At 46.1% G+C, this 15,738-nt stretch carries 15 protein-coding genes; 11 read left to right on the top strand and 4 right to left on the bottom strand.

Going from position 1 to position 15,738, the window contains the following annotated elements:
• The first annotated feature begins 6 nt into the window (after window positions 1–6).
• The 6 genes from rsxC (at window position 7) to gloA (ending at window position 6,078) form a co-directional block, all read left to right on the top strand.
• Window positions 7–2,532 (top strand): electron transport complex subunit RsxC, encoded by a 2,526-nt coding sequence (gene rsxC / locus AK966_RS04825; RefSeq protein WP_119463639.1) that lies wholly within the window; start codon window positions 7–9, stop codon window positions 2,530–2,532.
• On the top strand, window positions 2,532–3,578 hold the full coding sequence (gene rsxD, locus AK966_RS04830) for an electron transport complex subunit RsxD (RefSeq protein ID WP_119463640.1): 1,047 nt from the start codon (window positions 2,532–2,534) through the stop codon (window positions 3,576–3,578). Before rsxC ends, rsxD begins: the two co-directional genes overlap by 1 nt.
• Before the next feature lie 7 nt (window positions 3,579–3,585).
• Window positions 3,586–4,224 carry an electron transport complex subunit RsxG gene (rsxG, locus tag AK966_RS04835; protein ID WP_119463641.1) on the top strand — a complete coding sequence of 213 codons (639 nt, stop codon included), beginning with the start codon at window positions 3,586–3,588 and terminating at the stop codon, window positions 4,222–4,224.
• Window positions 4,217–4,909, top strand: coding sequence for an electron transport complex subunit E (locus AK966_RS04840; RefSeq protein WP_099079490.1), 693 nt, complete (start codon window positions 4,217–4,219; stop codon window positions 4,907–4,909). The genes rsxG and AK966_RS04840 overlap by 8 nt, the downstream gene beginning before the upstream one ends.
• Window positions 4,910–4,988: 79 nt before the next feature.
• Entirely contained in the window at window positions 4,989–5,630 is a 642-nt protein-coding gene (gene nth / locus AK966_RS04845; protein ID WP_099079489.1) for an endonuclease III, read from the top strand.
• Between the two features lie 31 nt (window positions 5,631–5,661).
• On the top strand, window positions 5,662–6,078 hold the full coding sequence (gene gloA, locus AK966_RS04850; RefSeq protein WP_099079488.1) for a lactoylglutathione lyase: 417 nt from the start codon (window positions 5,662–5,664) through the stop codon (window positions 6,076–6,078).
• 83 nt (window positions 6,079–6,161) lie between these two features.
• On the opposite strand, the gene motY is transcribed toward gloA, so the two are convergent.
• Window positions 6,162–7,043: a flagellar protein MotY gene (motY, locus tag AK966_RS04855; RefSeq protein WP_099079487.1), complete on the bottom strand. Its 882-nt coding sequence runs from the start codon at window positions 7,041–7,043 to the stop codon at window positions 6,162–6,164.
• A gap of 337 nt (window positions 7,044–7,380) precedes the next feature.
• Between motY and rnt the strand changes: the two genes are divergently transcribed.
• Both rnt and AK966_RS04870 read left to right on the top strand, forming a co-directional pair.
• Window positions 7,381–8,025: a ribonuclease T gene (gene rnt / locus AK966_RS04865; protein WP_099079486.1), complete on the top strand. Its 645-nt coding sequence runs from the start codon at window positions 7,381–7,383 to the stop codon at window positions 8,023–8,025.
• A gap of 28 nt (window positions 8,026–8,053) precedes the next feature.
• The gene (locus tag AK966_RS04870; protein ID WP_099079485.1) at window positions 8,054–9,379 is read left to right on the top strand and encodes a Na+/H+ antiporter family protein; all 1,326 of its coding nucleotides are present in this window, start codon (window positions 8,054–8,056) and stop codon (window positions 9,377–9,379) included.
• A gap of 82 nt (window positions 9,380–9,461) precedes the next feature.
• Here the strand turns inward: AK966_RS04870 and AK966_RS04875 are convergent, their stop codons facing one another.
• Together AK966_RS04875 and AK966_RS04880 are read right to left on the bottom strand one after the other, a co-directional pair.
• Window positions 9,462–10,091 (bottom strand): DsbA family protein, encoded by a 630-nt coding sequence (locus AK966_RS04875; protein ID WP_119463643.1) that lies wholly within the window; start codon window positions 10,089–10,091, stop codon window positions 9,462–9,464.
• A gap of 75 nt (window positions 10,092–10,166) precedes the next feature.
• Window positions 10,167–10,502 (bottom strand): Grx4 family monothiol glutaredoxin, encoded by a 336-nt coding sequence (locus AK966_RS04880; RefSeq protein WP_099079483.1) that lies wholly within the window; start codon window positions 10,500–10,502, stop codon window positions 10,167–10,169.
• A 242-nt stretch (window positions 10,503–10,744) separates the two neighbouring features.
• Here AK966_RS04880 and sodB point away from each other — a divergent pair, with 242 nt between their 5' ends.
• From sodB to AK966_RS04895, 3 genes are all read left to right on the top strand, one after another.
• Window positions 10,745–11,329, top strand: coding sequence for a superoxide dismutase [Fe] (gene sodB, locus AK966_RS04885; RefSeq protein ID WP_099079482.1), 585 nt, complete (start codon window positions 10,745–10,747; stop codon window positions 11,327–11,329).
• A gap of 144 nt (window positions 11,330–11,473) precedes the next feature.
• Window positions 11,474–11,977 carry a VC2046/SO_2500 family protein gene (locus AK966_RS04890; RefSeq protein WP_119463644.1) on the top strand — a complete coding sequence of 168 codons (504 nt, stop codon included), beginning with the start codon at window positions 11,474–11,476 and terminating at the stop codon, window positions 11,975–11,977.
• Between the two features lie 192 nt (window positions 11,978–12,169).
• Window positions 12,170–12,853 (top strand): SDR family oxidoreductase, encoded by a 684-nt coding sequence (locus AK966_RS04895; RefSeq protein ID WP_119463645.1) that lies wholly within the window; start codon window positions 12,170–12,172, stop codon window positions 12,851–12,853.
• Between the two features lie 131 nt (window positions 12,854–12,984).
• On the opposite strand, the gene adhE is transcribed toward AK966_RS04895, so the two are convergent.
• Window positions 12,985–15,687: a bifunctional acetaldehyde-CoA/alcohol dehydrogenase gene (adhE, locus tag AK966_RS04900; protein ID WP_099079479.1), complete on the bottom strand. Its 2,703-nt coding sequence runs from the start codon at window positions 15,685–15,687 to the stop codon at window positions 12,985–12,987.
• Window positions 15,688–15,738 lie beyond the last annotated feature (51 nt).

Raw genomic sequence — 15,738 nt, forward strand, 5'->3', positions numbered from 1 at the left:
TTTCGTATGTTGTCTTTGATTGAACAAATTCGTACTGGTTCGCTATGGGATTTCCCAGGCGGCGTGCATCCGGCAGAAAACAAAAAGCAATCCAACAAAACTGAATTGGTTCATGCCGCCATTCCGTCGGAAATCGTCCTACCTCTGAAACAACACATTGGCAAAGCGGGTAATTTATTGATTGCTGTTGGTGACACTGTGTTGAAAGGTCAACAGCTAACAGCTTCAGACAGTGGTTTCACCGTTCCTGTTCATGCACCAACTTCTGGTCAAGTGACGGCTATTGAACCACGAACCGTTGCTCACCCATCGGGTTTAAGCGAACTGTGCGCAGTGATTACGCCTGATGGTAACGATACTTGGTGTGAAAAAACGCCGGTTGCCGATTACACTCAAGAATCCGCTGATGCATTGATCGATGTGATTCGCCTTGCTGGCATTTCCGGCATGGGTGGCGCAGGCTTCCCAACGGCGAAGAAGATCCAATCGGGTATTGCGCGCACCGAAATTCTTATCGTTAACGCGGCAGAATGTGAACCTTACATCACCGCCGATGACAAACTCATGCAGGAGCATGCGGACGAACTGCTCCAAGGGATCGAGATTGTTGAGCATATCCTCAAGCCAAAACTGACCATCATCGGTATTGAAGATAACAAGCCAGCAGCAATCAAAGCACTGGAACAAGCGGCGATGAACAAAGACATCGTGATCCGCGTTATCCCAACCAAATACCCTTCAGGTGGTGAGAAGCAGCTCATCAAGATTTTGACCAATAAAGAAGTTCCAAGCGGCGCTATCCCTGCGGATATTGGCATCTTGGTCCAAAACGTTGGTTCTCTCTACTCAATTAAACGGGCAGTGATCGACGGCGAACCTATGGTGAATCGCATCGTGACTCTGACGGGTAAAACCTTCAAGCAACCGCGCAACGTTTGGGCGCTACTTGGTACGCCTGTACAAGCGCTTTTGGATGAGTTTGGCTACAAAGCAGATAAGAAACTGCAACGCCTAATCATGGGTGGTCCAATGATGGGCTTTACCCTACCCCACGCTCAGGTCCCTATCACTAAAACGACAAACTGTATTTTGGCACCGAAGCGTCGTGAGATCGCTTCTGACCAATACGAAATGGAATGTATCCGTTGTAGCCAATGTGCGGAAGCGTGTCCCGCATCGCTATTGCCGCAGCAACTTCAGTGGTACGCGAAAAGCCAAGAATACGAAAAGCTAGAAGAGCTGAACCTAAAAGACTGTATTGAATGTGGCGCGTGCGCATTTGTGTGTCCAAGCGAAATTCCACTGGTTCAATACTACCGTCAAGCGAAAGCTGAAATCCGTACTCGCGCTCAAGAAGCGGCAGCAGCTGAACGAGCTAAGCTGCGCTTTGAAGAGAAGAAAGCGCGTATGGAACGCGAAAAAGCAGAACGTGAGAATCGCTTTAAGAAAGCCGCGGATGAGCGTCGTAAAGACATGAAAGCATCTGGCGGTGACGATGCGATTGCCGCAGCGATCGCTCGTGTGAAAGCACAAAAAGAGAATGCTGAAGCGAAAACCGAGCCAACAGTGAAACCAGCGGTTGCGGCCGCGATTGCCAAAGCAAAAGCCAAACAAGCTGCTGCGGCTCAATCTGGTGCAGCCGAGCCTGATAACTCAGAAATGGCTAAACTACGCGAAGAGCGTAAACGTCTTGCTCGCGAGCGCAAAACGCAAAAAGAACAAGGCGATGGTTCTGCGGATAATGCTGATGATAAAAAATCAGCAGTGGCAGCAGCGATTGCCCGTGCTAAGGCGAAGAAAGCTCAACAAGAAGATTCAACCGAGTCTATCGAATCAGAAACGTCTACACAGCAAGCTGACGATCCAAAGAAAGCTGCGGTCGCTGCTGCGATTGCTCGTGCGAAAGCGCGCAAAGCTCAGCAAGAAGACTCATCTGAACCTGTAGAAGCGGAAACACCTGCTGAGCAAACTGAAGATTCAAAGAAAGCCGCTGTTGCCGCTGCCATTGCTCGTGCCAAAGCACGTAAAGCTCAGCAAGAAGGCTCATCCGAACCTGTAGAAGCGGAAACACCTGCTGAGCAAACTGAAGATCCAAAGAAAGCCGCTGTTGCCGCTGCCATTGCTCGTGCCAAAGCGCGTAAAGCTCAGCAAGAAGCACTAACAGAATCTGTTGAAGAAGCGCCTACTGAAGAGCCAGAAGTGGATCCAAAGAAAGCCGCTGTTGCCGCTGCCATTGCTCGTGCCAAAGCGCGTAAAGCTCAGCAAGAAGCACTAACAGAATCTGTTGAAGAAGCGCCTACTGAAGAGCCAGAAGTGGATCCAAAGAAAGCCGCTGTGGCTGCTGCGATTGCTCGCGCCAAAGCACGCAAAGATCAGCAAGAAGCGCAAACAGAATCTGTAGAAGCGGAAGCACCCTCTGAAGAACCAGAAGTGGATCCAAAGAAAGCCGCTGTTGCCGCAGCCATTGCTCGCGCTAAAGCACGTAAAGCTCAGCAAGAAGCGAATAAGAACAATACTGAGGAGAACGAGTAATGTCGTTTTTTATTGCCAGTTCACCACACGCGCACAGCCGTCGCAGCACGCCTGATTTGATGAAATGGGTAGCCCTGTGTGCTATTCCTGGCTTAGTGGCTCAAACCTACTTCTTTGGTTGGGGCACCATCATTCAACTCGTATTCGCGATTGCGATCGCAGTGTCACTTGAAGCATTAGTCATGCTTGTGCGTAAGCGTTCACCAATGCGTGCACTGCGTGATAACAGTGCCATCGTGACCGCATGGCTATTAGCCGTTGCGATCCCACCATGGTCCCCTTGGTGGATCATGGTCATCGGTTTAATTTTTGCCATCGTTATTGCGAAGCACTTATACGGTGGTATTGGTCAAAACTTATTTAACCCAGCGATGGTCGCTTACGTTGTATTGCTCATCTCCTTCCCTGTCCAGATGACAAGTTGGAGCGCGCCTGTTTCATTGATGTCTGAGCACGTTACTTTTGCAGACGCGTTGTCTTTGATCTTCACTGGTTATGATTTTGATGGTTTGTCGCTGCAACAAGTTCGTGCCGGCGTGGATGGCGTGACAATGGCAACCCCATTAGATGCATTCAAAACCGGTATTCATACCGGTGCAACGCCAAGTGAGGTGCTGGCGTTACCAATGTTTGGTGGACTTGCAGGTATCGGTTGGCAATGGGTAAACCTAGCTTACTTGGTTGGTGGCCTAGTGATGATCAAGAAACGCATCATCCAATGGTACATTCCTGTTGGTTTCCTAGGTAGCTTGGCACTGTTTAGCACCGTATTTAACTTGATCATGCCGGGAGAAACCGCATCACCAATCTTCCACCTACTTTCAGGTGCAACGATGTTAGGCGCGTTCTTTATCGCTACCGATCCTGTTTCAGCGTCAACGACTGTAAAAGGTCGCTTGATTTTCGGCGCTGTGATTGGTGCGTTGGTATTCATTATTCGTAGTTGGGGTGGATTCCCAGATGGCGTTGCGTTCGCTGTTCTGCTTGCCAATATGTGTGTACCGTTGATCGACTACTACACCAAACCAAGAACTTACGGTCACTGAGGTAAACATGTTAACCGCTATTAGAAAAAATGGTCTGACACTGGCGATCTTCGCCTGTGCAACAACCGGTCTTGTGGCACTGACTCAGTACCTAACAAAAGATCAAATTAAACTTCAGGAACAAAAACAATTGCTGTCGGTTCTTAACCAAGTAATTCCTGAAGAAATGCATGACAACAACCTTGTTGCGGCGTGTACTATGGTAACGGCTCCTGACCTCGGTACGGTTCGCTCAATGCCAACTTACATCGCGACCAAAAATGGTCAACCGACCGCAATGGCGATTGAGTCCATCGCCCCAGATGGCTACAACGGTGAAATCAAAATCATCACAGGTATCGACAACCAAGGGAAAATTCTGGGCACTCGTATCTTAAGCCATCAAGAAACACCAGGCTTAGGTGATAAGATTGATTTGCGCGTGACAGACTGGATCTTAAGCTTCACAGATAAGCAAGTCACCGAAGATAGCTGGAATTCTTGGCGCGTACGCAAAGACGGCGGCGATTTCGATCAGTTCACTGGCGCAACCATTACCCCTCGTGCGGTAGTGAAAGCGGTCAAAAACACAGTAAACTATGTAAACAAGTCTCGTGATGAGATTTTGAATCAGCCCCTAGACTGTGCCGGAGGCAACCATGAGTGACAATAAGCTGCTAATGAAAAACGGTATGTGGAGCAACAACCCTGCCCTAGTGCAACTTCTGGGTTTGTGTCCTCTACTTGCGGTTTCTTCCACCATCACTAACGCGCTCGGCTTAGGTATCGCGACTTTGTTGGTTCTCGTGGGCTCAAACGTGACGGTTTCACTGATCCGTAACTACGTACCTAAAGAAATTCGTATTCCGGTTTTCGTTATGATCATCGCAGCCTTGGTAACTTGTGTTCAACTCTTGATGAACGCTTACGCGTACGGCTTGTACCTATCATTAGGTATCTTCATTCCACTGATCGTGACCAACTGTATTATCATCGGCCGAGCAGAAGCTTACGCGTCTAAGAATGATCCACTGCCAGCAGCGCTAGATGGTTTCTGGATGGGCCTTGGTATGACAACCGTATTGGTTGTACTTGGTGCCATGCGTGAACTTGTCGGTAACGGTACGCTGTTTGATGGTGCAGACCTACTCTTAGGCGACTGGGCTGCCGCACTGCGTATTCAAGTTTTCCACTTCGATAGCAGCTTCTTATTGGCATTGTTGCCACCGGGTGCTTTCATTGGCGTCGGGCTTTTGATTGCGTTGAAAAACGTTATCGACAGCTCAATTCAGGCACGTCAGCCAAAAGAAGAAAAACCAGCCATTGAGCGCGCTCGCGTCACTAACGCATAATATAAGAATCCTAAAATCAAGGCTCTACCACTCGTAGGGCCTTTTTCATAAACCGCAAAGACGGGTTTGGAAGTCAGCAATGAACAAAGTCAAAAGAATTGAAATTCTCGAACGACTACGAGAAAACAATCCCAATCCTCAGACGGAGCTTAACTGGAGCACACCGTTTGAATTACTCATAGCCGTCCTGCTTTCAGCGCAGGCAACGGATGTCAGCGTAAACAAAGCAACAGACAAGCTCTACCCCGTTGCCAATACGCCACAAAGCATTCTTGACTTGGGTGTGGATGGCTTAAAGGAATACATCAAAACCATCGGTCTGTTTAATTCAAAAGCAGAAAACACCATTAAAACTTGTAAAATCTTGCTAGAGAAACACAACGGTGAGGTACCAGAAGATCGTGCCGCACTAGAAGCCTTACCAGGTGTGGGTCGTAAAACCGCAAACGTGGTACTGAATACCGCATTCGGATGGCCAACCATCGCGGTAGATACGCACATCTACCGTGTTTCTAACCGTACAAAGTTTGCGATGGGTAAAACCGTCGACGACGTTGAAGAAAAACTTCTTAAAGTGGTGCCAAAAGAGTTTAAGCTTGATGTACACCACTGGCTGATCCTTCATGGTCGCTACACCTGTGTGGCAAGAAAACCACGCTGCGGTAGCTGCATTATTGAAGATCTATGTGAATTTAAAGAAAAAGTGTATCCAGACGAATAACCTCTTCTGAAACAATAGCTAGGAGCAAAAAATGTCAAACGGTCGAATTCTTCACACCATGCTGCGCGTGGGTGATCTAGACAAATCCATCAAGTTCTACACTGAAGTCATGGGCATGCAGCTACTTCGTACTAACGAAAACAAAGAGTACAAATACACACTCGCGTTTCTTGGCTACGGTGACGAGTCTCAAGGCTCAGTGATCGAACTCACGTACAACTGGGGAACCACGGCGTATGACCTAGGTTCTGCATTTGGTCATATTGCGATTGGCGTCGATAACATCTACTCGACTTGTGACACGATCAAAGCGGCAGGTGGTAACGTAACTCGTGAACCAGGTCCTGTCAAAGGCGGGACAACTCACATCGCCTTTGTTAAAGACCCAGATGGTTACATGATTGAGCTAATTCAGAACAAGCAAGCTTCTTCGGGCCTAGAAGGCTAGGTACTTCCTCTCCTCTGAAACAGGCCATTTTATTGTAGGCAGGTCTGATACCTGCCTTTTGTTTATCAATCAATCCTCTCAGATTAAACCTGAGAGCGCCCAAGCGAAATCACCACTCGTCGGTTCTTATCTTTGCCAATTGGTGAACCATTATCCGCTATTGGTCTGCGCTTGCCATATCCTTGCACTTGAATACGATCTTCAGGCAAACCTAACGACTCAAAATAAGTTCGAAGCGACTCCGCTCTTCGCTCTGACAAACTTTGACTTGCACTCTTACTGTCAGTGGAATCGGTGTAAGTCGCCACTAACACCAAATCAATGTCTTGATTATGGCGAACGTAATCAGCAATTTGGGATAAGCGCTTCTTTGACGCTTTTGTCAATTGATCACTTTGTCGTTCATAATGCAGAATCGTAAATGCAATATCTTCAAAGCTGTATTTCAGTAGATTCGCAATGCAGTCACTAAATGCATTGAACTTACTCTGAAACAGTACCGATGAAAGTGCCACTTCTATTCGTTGATCGCGACTCTGCCAATCTTGATAACTGAACGTTGGGTAACGTCCCTTTTCTAATTCAGATAAAATACCCCAAGCGGTTTGACCGCCAACGTAGCCATCAAACTGCTTGAAGAACTTAAGATTAGTAATACGATCAGCATTATCACCTGGGCGCCAAGGTGGTGGCATAGACACCAAACTGACATCACGGGTCTCTCCCATCGGGCGACGCATTTTCAACTCAAAATCCAAATTGATCTTCTTATTTGCACGAGATAAAAATACCGCGTCACCAAAACTTGGGATTGGGTGTACAAGTTGACACTCAAGCGGCGTGTTTACCACCATTTCCCATTGTGACTGCTGCGGCATCGCGACATAACGCTTACTCATTGTCGCAAAACTGCTTGCACTAAGTAATGACAGTATGACACCGCTGGTTATTAGCCATTTATTCATCTAGGTACTATCTCTCAAACGGCAGTCAATTGCCGCTATTCTGAATCAATTAAAAACAAGCGAACAGATGCAAAAAACCCGCCAACATACCGATTTCATCATGATTAATAGCCTTAGATACACCCAAGTAACCTCGAAATGCTTGGTTATAAAGATATGGCAAGCGTGTAAAATGGTAGATAACATCACAGGAATAGCAGGAGACCATTGCCTTCTTTTGGTCATAACAGTAATTGGCAAATAGCAATACAGAATTCAATTTTTCTCCTACATTGCAGTTTTTCTCATCGTCAGAATCTGCAATAATGCAGCCTTCGTCACACTAAAATAAGCCAACATGACAATAGAAAATGAAGCTCTAACCTTGAAAAAACGTTTTCGTGGTTATTTCCCAGTGGTAGTTGATGTTGAGACCGCAGGTTTCAATGCTCAAACTGACGCACTTTTAGAAATCTGCGCAGTAACACTTCGCATGGATGAAGACGGTGTTCTACATCCGGCCTCCACCATTCATTTTCATATCGAACCTTTCGAAGGCGCGAATTTAGAAAAAGAAGCGCTGGAATTCAATGGCATCCGTGACCCATTCAGCCCACTTCGTGGTGCCGTTTCTGAACAAGAAGCACTGAAAGAAATTTATAAGTTGATCCGTAAAGAGCAAAAAACGGCAGATTGCTCTCGTGCAATCATGGTCGCTCATAATGCCGCGTTCGACTTAAGCTTTGTTAATGCCGCAAACGAGCGTTGCAAACTAAAAAGAATCCCTTTCCATCCATTTGCCACTTTTGACACCGCAACGTTAAGTGGACTAGCTTATGGCCAAACCGTTCTCGCTAAAGCTTGTAAAACCGCTGAGATGGAATTCGATAATCGTGAAGCGCACTCAGCACTTTACGATACACAAAAGACAGCAGAGTTATTCTGTGGCATTGTCAATAAATGGAAGGCCCTAGGCGGTTGGCCGCTTGTTGACGAAAAATAATAAATAAACACAACATATTGGGAAAAGTATGAATCCTGTCGTTATATCTGTGTGCGTCATGTTGGTATTAGCATTGATGCGCGTAAACGTGGTGGTCGCCCTCACGTTTAGTGCCATTATTGGTGGCCTTGTTGCTGGAATGAGCCTTGGGGACACCGTTGCTGCATTTGAAAGTGGCCTTGGTGGTGGTGCGACGATTGCACTAAGCTACGCAATGCTCGGTGCATTTGCCGTTGCGATATCCAAATCTGGTATCACCGACTTACTGGCTAAGGACGTTATCAAACGCATAAATGGTAAAGACAGTTCGACATCGACCACTGGTTTGAAATACGCAGTATTGGTGGCGCTGGTATTAGTCACCATGTCTTCTCAGAACGTAATTCCTGTCCACATCGCCTTTATTCCCATTTTGATCCCGCCTCTTCTTGGTGTCTTCGCCAAGCTCAAGCTTGACCGTCGTCTGATCGCTTGTGTACTGACGTTTGGTTTGATCACACCGTATATGGTTCTACCCGTCGGCTTTGGCGGTATATTTTTGAACAATATCTTGCTAAAAAACCTTCATGAAAATGGTTTGGAGAGCGTGGTCGCGAGCCAAGTTCCTACGGCTATGTTATTGCCTGGCTTAGGTATGCTATTTGGCTTATTCATGGCAATTTTCTTTAGCTACCGCAAGCCTAGAGAATACAAAGAAAATGAATTGACTGTTGTACATGAAACGGAACACGCCATTAACAAGCAACACATTATTGTTGCGGCGATCGGTATTATCGCGGCTCTTAGTGTTCAGCTTTACACTGGCTCGATGATCATCGGTGCGCTTGCTGGGTTCATGGTGTTTACGTTTGGTGGTGTGATTGCGTGGAAAGAAACGCATGACGTGTTCACTAAAGGTGTTCACATGATGGCGATGATCGGCTTCATCATGATTGCGGCGGCGGGTTTTGCTGCAGTAATGAAACAAACCGGAGGCGTAGAAACGCTCGTTCAATCGCTATCAACTAGTATTGGTGACAATAAACCGCTTGCTGCACTGCTTATGCTTGTCGTTGGTCTATTGGTCACAATGGGTATCGGTTCGTCGTTCTCAACCATTCCAATCCTAGCCACTATCTATGTCCCACTTGCATTGGCGTTTGGCTTCTCACCGATGGCAACGATTTCGCTAGTCGGTACTGCTGCGGCACTGGGTGATGCAGGCTCTCCAGCTTCTGACTCAACATTAGGCCCAACATCAGGCCTAAATGCAGATGGCCAACACGAGCATATTTGGGAAACGGTTGTGCCAACCTTTATCCACTACAACATTCCACTGATCATCTTCGGTTGGATTGCCGCAATGGTGCTTTAGTATTGCCTATACATTGATGCACTTAGTTACGAAAAAGCCGCTGAATTCAGCGGCTTTTTGTTATCTGACTTTAGATGACAGCTTATTGTGCTGGCATGTTGTCGATAATACGTTCACGGATCAACTTAAGGGTTGACTCCGTCGACAAGTAATCAACATCGATAGGGAAGTAAGCATCGTTAATCTGCAATACCAAACTAGGGTAAGAACTGACTCCTAAGCTCTTAGCTAAACTTAGCTGATCTTGGAATACGCCTTCTAGCAAAGAGCCATCCATATCGTTCTTGAACTGCTGGACATTCAAACCAATCTCTTTTGCTAACTGTAGATGGGTTGCTTCTTCATGAGGAGGCATTGCTCGCAGATAGTAAGCATGCTGAATGGCTTCCAGCATCTGCTCGTAAGAGTCTTGAAAACCCGCTGCGATAACCGCACGACACGATTGGTACGTACTTCTCACTGGCGTGCACAATGTCCAAAAGTCATAATTGAATTTCGTGCCAAGCTGACACTCGATTTGCTTCCAAACCTGTTCAATTTTTTGCTGCATTTCTGGCGGCATTGGCAGATTAGTATCTGGCGCAAGGCCGCCCACCACATACTCAAACTGAATCACACCTGGCAGTTGTTGTTTCAGTTTTTCTATTGTGGGCTTGTATCCCCAACACCAGCTGCACATCGGGTCATGTACGTAGTAAAGCTTTATATTCATTCCACTAACCTAAAAAAGAAAAAGGAGCCAGTTCGGCTCCTTGATATTCTATCGCTAAATGTGAGTATTGACGAATTACTCAGCGTCACCTTCAACACGTGCTGCCGCTTCTTTGATTAGAGGCTGAAGCTCACCTTTCTGGAACATTTCCAAAATGATGTCACAGCCGCCGATCAACTCGCCTTCAACCCATAGTTGTGGGAATGTTGGCCATTGCGCGTATTTTGGTAGCTCTGCGCGGATATCAGGGTTTTGTAGAATGTCTACGTAAGCGAACTTCTCACCACATGCCATCAACGCTTGCGCTGCCTGAGAAGAGAAACCACAGCTAGGCAGTTTCGGTGAACCTTTCATGTACAACAGGATTGAGTTTTCTGAAATCTGTTGTTTGATTTTGTCGATAGTTTCCATCGCTTCCTCATTCATGGATGTGAACTTTAATTATTGCCACATTCTACTCAATAAATGCAGAATAAAAACCACATAATTGATACGCCTTTTACTTAACCACCTCAAAATATTTTCACATCGGGGTTTTAATAAAGTAAAAACTTGCTAAAATACTTTCCAAGTCAGTCGCCATGACTACAAATCAATAAGAACATTGGAAGCAATCGAAAGGTAATCCTTTCATATCTATGGAGAATCAATCAATGGCATTTGAACTACCAGCTCTTCCTTACGCGAAAGACGCGCTAGAACCACACATCTCGGCAGAAACGCTAGATTTCCACCACGGTAAGCACCACAACACTTACGTTGTTAAGCTAAACGGCCTTATCCCTGGTACTGAGTTCGAAGGCAAAACACTAGAAGAGATCGTTAAAACTTCTACTGGTGGTGTATTCAATAACGCTGCACAAATCTGGAACCACACGTTCTACTGGCACTGTCTAGCGCCAAACGCTGGCGGTGAACCAACTGGCGCGGTTGCGGAAGCAATCAATGCAGCTTTTGGCTCTTTCGAAGAGTTTAAAGCAAAGTTCACTGATTCAGCGATCAACAACTTCGGTTCTTCATGGACTTGGCTCGTTAAGAAAGCTGACGGTTCTCTAGAAATCGTGAATACTTCTAACGCAGCGACGCCACTAACAGAAGAAGGTTCTACTCCACTTCTGACTGTTGACCTATGGGAACACGCGTACTACATCGATTACCGCAACGTACGTCCTGATTACATGAACGGCTTCTGGGCACTTGTAAACTGGGATTTCGTAGCAGAGAACCTAGCGAAGTAACCTCTTCTCCCAAGTTCAATTTAGTTTTATGCAAAAGCTCGCGATTTCGCGGGCTTTTTTATTTTTCATTCCCCCTCTTATCGTGTAATTCCCCCTAAAGTTCTCCCTCTTAGTGCCGTTATAGAAGCATCAACGGGGAGCATCATGCAAATTCATACTTTAGACAAAGCAGCAATCATCAACGAGCTTCAGTTCGGCAATGGGATTAACCATGCTGTACATGATGGTCGTCGTGCTGATTTTGCGCTAATAATGTCGATGTTTTCAAATGACGTGCGTGATGTCGTTCCCGTCGAAGAAGTACCAGAAATTAAAACAAGCGACGATATTCTTCGTCATCAATTTGGTTTATCTCACCCACAAGCATTGCGTTCAGACAGCAGCAGTTATGAGATCGCCGCAGAGCAAACAAAACAGTTTCATCACGCTGGGCTGCCATCGGCAAAGCTCAGTCACTACCTAAAGCCAGATGCGCTAACCTACATGCCTCAGGATACCTTTAACCTACCAGAAGAGGTCTACCACAACTTATCCGGTCATGAACGTCGCAGCTTAGGTGAACGTAATAAGCAATTGATTCCTGAAGCAGGCCTCTATAACCAATTGGTTGCGGCACAACGCCAGTATCAGATCCAAGTACAAGCGTAGCGATTCAATGTTTATCATAAAAATTGCATTTCAAGGACGTAAGAAATGTGACTGCTTACTAATTCCTAAACATTACCTACCATTGACTAAGCGTAGTTTGAACGTATTCACACATAATCAATAAATTTCATCCATGCTGTTAGCACGACCCTTTCTTGTATTGTTTACAAATACACATACACTGAAGATGCTATGGATATTAAACACTCAGTCATTCTCATTACCTCTGCAGGAACCGTTCTTGGCCGAACCTGCTCTAGTCATTTCGCCCATCTTGGCGCGACCGTGGTTCTGTGTGACGAAGACTTAAGTTCCTTAAATGAAACCTATCATCAAATTAGCGTGTTTTCTGACAAGGTATACGAGATAAATGTTTGTAGTGCTAACACAACGTCAGTCAACCTACTGTTTGATAAAATAGAATCGCGACTAGGCACGACACCGGACGTTGTCGTGAATTGTTGGACCTGCTCCACGCTGCCCAGTTTAATGGCGCCAGAGCCAATGAGCACCTACATTGATCATCTCTCCTCCGCGGCACGATGCCTGTATACCTATGGCCAAGTGAGTGCAGAACGTTTTCGTTCTAGAAAAAAGAAGGGCGTCATCGTCAACGTTATCTCACATGACAACCACGTAAATCTGTCAGGTGTAGAAAGCATAGCTGCCTTAGTATCAGGGTTTACCTATAGTTGGGCAAAAGAGCTCACCCCTTTCAATATCCGGGTCGGTGGTGTCATCCCTTCGGTGAGCCATAGCAGTGAAAACGTGGAAGAAAGTCACTGGGCAGAGGTCCAAGACGAATTGGTGAGGAATACGGCTTATATCGTGACTAACGATTACTTTAGTGGTCGCGTGGTCACGACAGAAGTGTGATATGAAATTCTTCTGCTAAGCAAGGTCATTCTCGCTGAACAAAAAAAAGCCCCAACCTTTAGGTTGGGGCTTTAAGTTTCCCGATTAAGATTTCGTGCTAGCGAAAACCTTATCTCATAAGCAACGCTTAATTATGCGTCAGCTTTTTCTTTTTTTGCTTTTGGCGCAGTTTTCGCTGCTTCTTGGTCTGCTTTCTTCTTGATAACCGTTGTACCTTCGAAAGTTTCACCTTCAACGAACGCTTTACCGTAGTAAGAAGCAAGTAACACTTCTTTTAGCTCAGTGATTAGAGGGTAACGTGGGTTAGCACCTGTACACTGGTCATCGAACGCTTCAACCGCTAGTTCATCTAGTTTCGCTACGAAATCAGCTTCAGAAACACCTGCTGCTTGGATAGACATTGGGATGTCTAGGTTGCCTTTCAGCTCGTCCAACCATGCTAGTAGACGTTCAATCTTCTGAGCAGTACGGTCACCTTCTTGGCTTAGGCCTAGGTGGTCAGCAACTTCAGCGTAACGACGACGTGCTTGTGGACGGTCGTATTGAGAGAACGCAGTTTGCTTAGTTGGGTTGTCGTTCGCGTTGTAACGAACAACGTTCGAGATTAGTAGTGCATTCGCTAAACCGTGTGGTAGGTGGAACTCAGCACCAATCTTGTGCGCCATAGAGTGACAAACACCTAGGAATGCGTTCGCAAACGCGATACCAGCGATAGTTGCCGCGTTGTGTACTTTCTCACGAGCGATTGGGTCGTTTGCACCGTTCGCGTAGCTTGAAGGTAGGTACTCTTTAAGCATCTTAAGTGCTTGTAGAGCTTGACCATCTGAGTACTCGTTCGCAAGAACAGATACGTAAGCTTCTAGAGCGTGAGTTACTGCATCGTAACCACCAAACGCTGTTAGAGACTTAGGCATGTTCATTACCAGGTTAGCATCAACGATAGCCATGTTTGGCGTGATTTCGTAGTCCGCTAGTGGGTACTTAGCACCAGTCTTGTCGTCTGTAACAACCGCGAATGGCGTAACTTCTGAACCCGTACCTGAAGTTGTAGTGATACATACAAGCTCAGCTTTCTTACCCATTTTAGGGAACTTGTAGATACGTTTACGGATGTCCATAAAGCGCATTGCTAGTTCCGCGAAGTGAGTTTCTGGGTGCTCGTACATTACCCACATGATCTTAGCAGCGTCCATTGGAGAACCACCACCTAGAGCTAGGATTACGTCAGGTTGGAAGCTCTTCATTGCTTCTGCACCTTTCTCAACAACAGATAGTGTTGGATCCGCTTCTACGTCAAAGAACGTTTGAACTTCGATGCCTTGCTCTTTAAGCAGTTTAACTACTTCATCAGCGTAACCGTTGTTGAATAGGAAACGGTCAGTTACTAGGAACGCGCGTTTCTTACCTTCTAGGTCGCTCATTGCGATTGGTAGGCTACCACGACGGAAGTAGATAGACTTAGGTAGTTTGTGCCACAACATGTTTTCAGCTCGCTTAGCTACAGTTTTCTTGTTGATAAGGTGCTTAGGACCAACGTTTTCAGAGATAGAGTTACCACCCCATGAACCACAACCTAGAGTTAGAGAAGGTGCTACATTGAAGTTGTAAAGGTCACCGATACCACCGTGAGTAGTCGGGATGTTTACAAGGATACGTGCAGTCTTCATCTTGTCACCGAAGTAACGGATGCGGTCAGCGTTTACGTCTTGGTTAGTGTAAAGACCAGAGGTGTGACCGATACCACCGATTTCAACCATTGTTACCGCTTGAGCAACCGCGTCTTCGAAGCTGTCAGCACGGAATAGACCTAGCGTTGGAGATAGTTTCTCGTGAGCGAACTCATCATCGATCGATACTTTACCTAGACCTTCACCTACAAGCACTTTCGTGTCAGCAGGAACTTTAACGCCAGCCATTTCAGCGATTGCTGGAGCAGGTTGACCTACGATTTTCGCGTTTAGCGCGCCATCGATAAGAAGTACTTTACGTACTTTGTCAGCGTCAGCTTTAGATAGAACGTGAGCCTTGTGAGAAGCGAAACGCTCTTTCACTTCGTCGTATACTTCGCTAACGACGATTGCAGCTTGCTCAGAGGCACATACTACACCGTTATCGAATGTTTTAGACATCAGGATAGAAGCAACAGCTCGTTTGATATCAGCGGTTTCGTCGATAACGACAGGAACGTTACCTGCACCTACACCGATTGCTGGCTTACCAGAAGAGTAAGCGGCTTTAACCATGCCTGGACCACCAGTTGCAAGGATAAGAGCAATACCGTCGTGCTTCATTAGCGCGTTAGAAAGCTCTACAGATGGTTGGTCAATCCAACCGATGATGTCTTTTGGAGCACCCGCTGCTACTGCTGCATCTAGAACAAGTTTAGCTGCGTCGTTAGTAGAGTTTTTAGCGCGTGGGTGTGGTGAGAAGATGATACCGTTACGAGTCTTAAGAGAGATTAGAGATTTAAAGATCGCGGTAGAAGTAGGGTTTGTTGTTGGTACGATACCACAAATAATACCTACAGGCTCAGCGATAGTCATCGTGCCTAGGTTGTCATCTTCTTCAAGGATGCCACACGTTTTTTCGTCTTTGTATTTGTTGTAAATAAACTCAGACGCGAAGTGGTTCTTGATTACTTTATCTTCAACAATACCCATACCAGACTCAGCAACCGCTTGTTGTGCTAGCGGAATACGAGCGTGGTTAGCTGCTAGAGATGCTGCACGGAAAATTGCATCCACTTTCTCTTGAGAGAACGTAGCGAATTCTTCTTGAGCCGCTTTAACACGAGCTACTAGAGCATCTAGTTCAGCCAAATTAGTTACAGGCATAGGGAATCTCCTAAAATTAACAAATATTAAAAACTTTTTAGTAAGGCTATT

The sequence above is a fragment of the Vibrio sp. PID23_8 genome (assembly GCF_003584965.1).
Classification (GTDB): Bacteria; Pseudomonadota; Gammaproteobacteria; order Enterobacterales; family Vibrionaceae; genus Vibrio.

Coding starts and splice junctions, on each gene's coding strand:
- rsxD (WP_119463640.1), top strand. CDS start 2,532: ATGTCGTTTTTTATTGCCAGTTCACCACACGCGCACAGCCGTCGCAGC.
- rsxC (WP_119463639.1), top strand. CDS start 7: ATGTTGTCTTTGATTGAACAAATTCGTACTGGTTCGCTATGGGATTTC.
- motY (WP_099079487.1), bottom strand. CDS start 7,043: ATGAATAAATGGCTAATAACCAGCGGTGTCATACTGTCATTACTTAGT.
- AK966_RS04875 (WP_119463643.1), bottom strand. CDS start 10,091: ATGAATATAAAGCTTTACTACGTACATGACCCGATGTGCAGCTGGTGT.
- AK966_RS04895 (WP_119463645.1), top strand. CDS start 12,170: ATGGATATTAAACACTCAGTCATTCTCATTACCTCTGCAGGAACCGTT.
- rnt (WP_099079486.1), top strand. CDS start 7,381: ATGACAATAGAAAATGAAGCTCTAACCTTGAAAAAACGTTTTCGTGGT.
- adhE (WP_099079479.1), bottom strand. CDS start 15,687: ATGCCTGTAACTAATTTGGCTGAACTAGATGCTCTAGTAGCTCGTGTT.
- AK966_RS04880 (WP_099079483.1), bottom strand. CDS start 10,502: ATGGAAACTATCGACAAAATCAAACAACAGATTTCAGAAAACTCAATC.
- rsxG (WP_119463641.1), top strand. CDS start 3,586: ATGTTAACCGCTATTAGAAAAAATGGTCTGACACTGGCGATCTTCGCC.
- AK966_RS04840 (WP_099079490.1), top strand. CDS start 4,217: ATGAGTGACAATAAGCTGCTAATGAAAAACGGTATGTGGAGCAACAAC.
- gloA (WP_099079488.1), top strand. CDS start 5,662: ATGTCAAACGGTCGAATTCTTCACACCATGCTGCGCGTGGGTGATCTA.
- AK966_RS04890 (WP_119463644.1), top strand. CDS start 11,474: ATGCAAATTCATACTTTAGACAAAGCAGCAATCATCAACGAGCTTCAG.
- sodB (WP_099079482.1), top strand. CDS start 10,745: ATGGCATTTGAACTACCAGCTCTTCCTTACGCGAAAGACGCGCTAGAA.
- AK966_RS04870 (WP_099079485.1), top strand. CDS start 8,054: ATGAATCCTGTCGTTATATCTGTGTGCGTCATGTTGGTATTAGCATTG.
- nth (WP_099079489.1), top strand. CDS start 4,989: ATGAACAAAGTCAAAAGAATTGAAATTCTCGAACGACTACGAGAAAAC.